At 66.4% G+C, this 4,664-nt stretch carries 3 protein-coding genes; all 3 read left to right on the top strand.

Going from position 1 to position 4,664, the window contains the following annotated elements; translation table 11 throughout:
• The first annotated feature begins 182 nt into the window (after window positions 1–182).
• The 3 genes from ptsP to prmC all read left to right on the top strand — a co-directional run bounded on the left by ptsP (window position 183) and on the right by prmC (window position 4,628).
• Window positions 183–2,450 (top strand): phosphoenolpyruvate--protein phosphotransferase, encoded by a 2,268-nt coding sequence (gene ptsP / locus Q7U29_RS03755; protein ID WP_304738595.1) that lies wholly within the window; start codon window positions 183–185, stop codon window positions 2,448–2,450.
• A gap of 50 nt (window positions 2,451–2,500) precedes the next feature.
• The gene (gene prfA / locus Q7U29_RS03750; protein WP_304738592.1) at window positions 2,501–3,586 is read left to right on the top strand and encodes a peptide chain release factor 1; all 1,086 of its coding nucleotides are present in this window, start codon (window positions 2,501–2,503) and stop codon (window positions 3,584–3,586) included.
• A 157-nt stretch (window positions 3,587–3,743) separates the two neighbouring features.
• A complete protein-coding gene (gene prmC, locus Q7U29_RS03745; RefSeq protein WP_304738590.1) occupies window positions 3,744–4,628 on the top strand; it encodes a peptide chain release factor N(5)-glutamine methyltransferase in 885 nt (294 codons plus the stop codon).
• Window positions 4,629–4,664: the final 36 nt, after the last annotated feature.

Here is a 4,664-nt window from a genome sequence, read left to right as displayed (position 1 = left end):
CGATTCGCTATACGGCCGGATGGGTGGGCTGCGGCAAACTGTGCCACAGTTTTGGCAACGCTGATTCGGCCGGTTGCGACCCTTGTGGCGGCGCCGATTGATTGAAATCGTTGTTTTCACTGGATTTGACGCCAGCTCCCGGCCACCCCGGATGCTGGCTTGGCGGGGGGAGGTATCGGCACATGCGGAGCGCGTCGGGAGGCCCCCGCGTCTTGCTGAGACGGCTCCGCGAAACCATGGCGGAGCAGGTCTCCGCCCAGGAGCGCCTGGACAAGATCGTGGTGCTGATCGCGGCCAACATGGTGGCCGAGGTCTGCTCGACCTATGTGCTGCGCGTCGACAACACGCTGGAACTCTACGCCACCGAAGGCCTCAACCGCGACGCCGTCCACCGCACCGTGCTCCACTCCCATGAGGGCCTGGTCGGCCTCGTCGCCAGCGAGGCGAACCCGCTCAATCTGAGCGACGCGCAAACCCATCCGGCGTTCTCGTTCCGCCCGGAGACCGGCGAAGAAATCTATCACTCCTTCCTCGGCGTGCCGATCCTGCGCGCCGGCAATACGCTAGGCGTGCTGGTGGTGCAGAACCGCGCCAAGCGCACCTATGTCGAGGAAGAGGTCGAGGCGCTGCAGACCACCGCCATGGTGCTGGCGGAGATGATCGCCTCGGGCGAATTGTCGGCGCTGGCGCAGCCCGGCGCGGAGCCCGCGGCGCGCCACTCGGTGCACAAGACCGGTGCGGTGCTGTCCGACGGCATAGCGCTCGGCCATGTCGTGCTGCACGAGCCGCGCGTCGTCATCACCAATTACATCGCCGAGGACCTGCCGAAGGAAATCAAGCGGCTCGATGCGGCACTGGCGAAATTGCGCGCCGACCTCGACCGCATGCTGGAGCGCGGCGACGTCGCCGAAGGCGGCGAGCACCGCGACGTGCTGGAAGCCTACCGCATGTTCGCCAACGATCACGGCTGGTCGCACAAGCTGCACGAGGCGGTCGCCACCGGCCTCACCGCCGAGGCCGCGGTCGAACGCGTGCAGTCCGACACCCGCGCGCGCATGCTGCGCTCCACCGATCCTTATCTGCGCGACCGCCTGCACGATCTCGAGGACCTCGGCCATCGCCTGATGCGGCAGCTGGTGGGACGCGACCACGCGCCGTCGCGGGAACAATTGCCCGAAAACGCCATCCTGATCGCGCGTGCGATGGGTCCCGCCGCGCTGCTCGACTACGATCGCAAGCGCTTGCGCGGGCTGATCCTGGAGGAAGGCACCGCCAATTCCCACGTCTCGATCGTGGCGCGGGCGCTGGGCATTCCCGCGGTCGGCGAAATACCGAACGCGCCCGGCATTGCCGACCCGGGCGACGCCGTCATCGTCGACGGCACCTCGGGCTCGATCTACATCCGCCCCTCGGCCGAAATCGAATCGGCCTATGCGGAACGGGTGCGGTTTCGCGCCCGGCGGCAGGCGCAATATCTGGCGCTCCGCGACCTGCCCTGCGTCACCAAAGACGGCCAGCCGATCGAGCTCATGATCAATGCCGGCCTGATCATCGACCTGCCGCATATCGACGACACCGGCTCGGCCGGCATCGGGCTGTTCCGCACCGAGCTGCAATTCATGGTCGGCCAGAGCCTGCCGCGGACCAGCGACCAGCTGGCGCTGTACCGCGCGGTGCTGGACGCCGCAGGTACAAAACCGGTGACTTTCCGCACCCTCGACATCGGCGGCGACAAGGCGCTGCCCTATATGGAAACCGTGGTCGAGGAAAACCCCGCGCTCGGCTGGCGCGCGATCCGGCTCGGCCTCGACCGTCCCGGGCTGCTGCGCGGCCAGATCCGTGCGCTGCTGCGCGCCGGCGGCGGCCGCGCGCTGCGCATCATGTTTCCGATGATTTCCGAAGTCGCCGAATTCGATCTCGCCAAGGGCATGGTCGAGCGCGAACTGACCTATCTGCGCCAGCACGGCCACGCGCTGCCGGAACGCATCGACGTCGGCACCATGGTGGAAGTGCCGGCGCTGCTCTACCAGCTCGACGAACTCCTGAAGAAGGTCGATTTCGTCTCGGTCGGCTCCAATGATCTGTTCCAGTTCCTGTTCGCGGTCGATCGCGGCAATGCCAAGGTCTCCGAACGCTTCGACACCATGTCGGCGCCGATCATGCGGGCGTTGCGCGAGATCGTCGTGAAGGCCAATGCGGCGAAGAAATCCGCGTCGCTGTGCGGCGAGATGGCCTCCAAACCGCTCGGCGCGCTGGCGCTGATCGCGCTGGGCTATCGCTCGCTGTCGCTGTCGGCCACCGGACACGGTCCGGTCAAGGCGATGATCCTCGAGCTCGACGCAAAAAAAGCCGAGGCCATGATGGCGCCGCTGCTCGAAGCGCCCTCCGGCAGCGTGTCGATCCGCGAAAAGCTGACGGCATTCGCCGAGGCCGAGGGGCTGTCGTTGTAGCGAGGCTCTGTCCCGCTTGAACGAAACGCTTTTCAATTCGAGACCTGACCATGTCGATACTCCCCGAAGCCAAACTCGATATCCTGCTGGCGCATCACGCTTCGCTCGAGTCCCAGTTGCTCAGCCAGATGAGCTCGGAAAATTACGTCAAGCTCACGCGTGAGCTTTCCGAACTCAATCCGCTGATCGACGCCGTCAAAACCTACCGCGCCGCCAATGCCGAGTTGGCCGGCATCGACGCGCTGATATCAGACCCCGCCACCGATGCCGAGATGCGCGGCATGGCGGAAGCCGAGCGCGAAACGCTGGTCGCGCGCAGCCTCGAGCTGGCGCAGCAGATCCGCGTCGCGCTGCTGCCCAAGGACGCCATGGACGAGCGCAACGTCGTGCTGGAAATCCGCGCCGGCACCGGCGGCGACGAGGCCGCCTTGTTCGCCGGCGACCTGTTCCGGATGTATGAGCGCTTTGCCGCCCTGCAGGGCTGGAAGGTCGAGGTGATCTCCGCCAGCGAAGGCACCATGGGCGGCTACAAGGAAATCATCGCCGAGATCCAGGGCCGCGGCGCCTTTGCCAAGCTGAAATTCGAATCCGGCGTGCACCGGGTGCAGCGCGTGCCCGACACCGAGACGCAGGGCCGCATTCACACCTCGGCGGCGACGGTGGCGGTGCTGCCCGAGGTCGAGGAGGTCGACGTCGAGATCAAGAACGACGATTTGCGGATCGACACCATGCGCGCGCAGGGCGCCGGCGGCCAGCACGTCAACAAGACCGAATCGGCGATCCGCATCACGCACATTCCGACCGGCATCGTGGTCATGATGCAGGACAGCCGCTCGCAGCACAAGAATCGCGCCTCGGCGATGAACATCCTGCGCTCGCGCATCTACGACGCCGAGCAGCAGCGCATCAACGCGACCCGCGCCGCCGACCGCCGCGAGAAGGTCGGCTCCGGCGACCGTTCCGAGCGGATCCGGACCTATAATTTCCCGCAGGGCCGCGTCACCGATCACCGCATCAACCTGACGCTCTACAAGCTGCCGCAGGTGATCGCGGGCGAAGCGCTCGGCGAACTGGTGGACGCGCTGACCACGGAACATCAGGCCGCCCAGCTCGCCGCCCAGGGTGCGGCGGCGTGAGCCGGACTCGCTATCTCGTCGTCCCTGCGAACGCAGGGACCCATAACCACCGGCGTTGGTTTGGCGAAGGGTGCGTCATCTATCTCGTTTCATCGCGAGCACAACGCGGTATGGGTCCCTGCGTTCGCAGGGACGACGGGTGGATGGATTTAGGCAAGTGACCGAATCCTTCGCCGGACAAACCGTCGATGCCGCGCGGCGCGCGCTCGCCGCGCGCTTCAAGTCCGGCTCGATCGAATCCCCCGGGCTCGATGCGCGATTGCTGGTCGGCGCCGTGCTTGGCCTCGACCTCACCGGCCTGATCTCGGCCGCGGGCCGGCAACTCACCGCGGACGAATCGACAAGCCTGGAGGGGTTCGCGCGCCGCCGCCTCGGCGGTGAGCCGGTCGCGCGGATTCTCGGAGCAAAAGAATTCTGGGGATTGCCGCTGACACTGTCGGCCGCAACCCTGGTGCCGAGGCCCGATACCGAAACCGTGGTCGAACTGGCGCTGGAAATGCTGCGCGCATCCCCTGCTCAAGGTCACCCGTTGCGGATCGCCGACCTCGGCACCGGCTCGGGCGCGATCCTGCTGGCGCTGTTGTCGGAATTGCCGCGCGCGGTTGGGATCGGCACCGACATCAGCGAGGAAGCGCTACAAACAGCCCACAGCAATGCAATCATTCTTGGCCTCGCCGATCGCGCTACCTTCATCGCCTGCGATTATGCGTCCGGTCTGTCGGGCGCCTTCGATCTCGTCGTCTCCAACCCGCCCTACATCCGCTCGGCCGATATCGCCGGGCTCGCCACCGAGGTGCGAAATTTCGACCCGCTTGCCGCGCTCGACGGCGGTCCGGACGGACTTGACGCCTATCGCGCGCTGATTCCGCAGGCAATGCTGCTGCTGGCGCCGCGGGGCGCCCTCGTGGTGGAAGTCGGCCAGGGCCAGCACGGCGATGTCAGGGACTTGATGACGGCGGCGGGGCTGGCGCCGGAGGGGTCCGCCAGAGCCGATCTGGCGGGCATCCGCCGGGCCGTCGGCGGCCGCAAAAAGCCGTCATAAAGCCTGATTGAAAGGCAAAAAAACCCCTTGGAATAT

It is taken from the genome of Bradyrhizobium sp., assembly GCF_030654605.1.
Classification (GTDB): Bacteria; Pseudomonadota; Alphaproteobacteria; order Rhizobiales; family Xanthobacteraceae; genus Bradyrhizobium.
The sequence above is the reverse complement of the archived record's forward strand: the minus strand, read 5'-3'. Positions and strand labels throughout refer to the sequence as shown.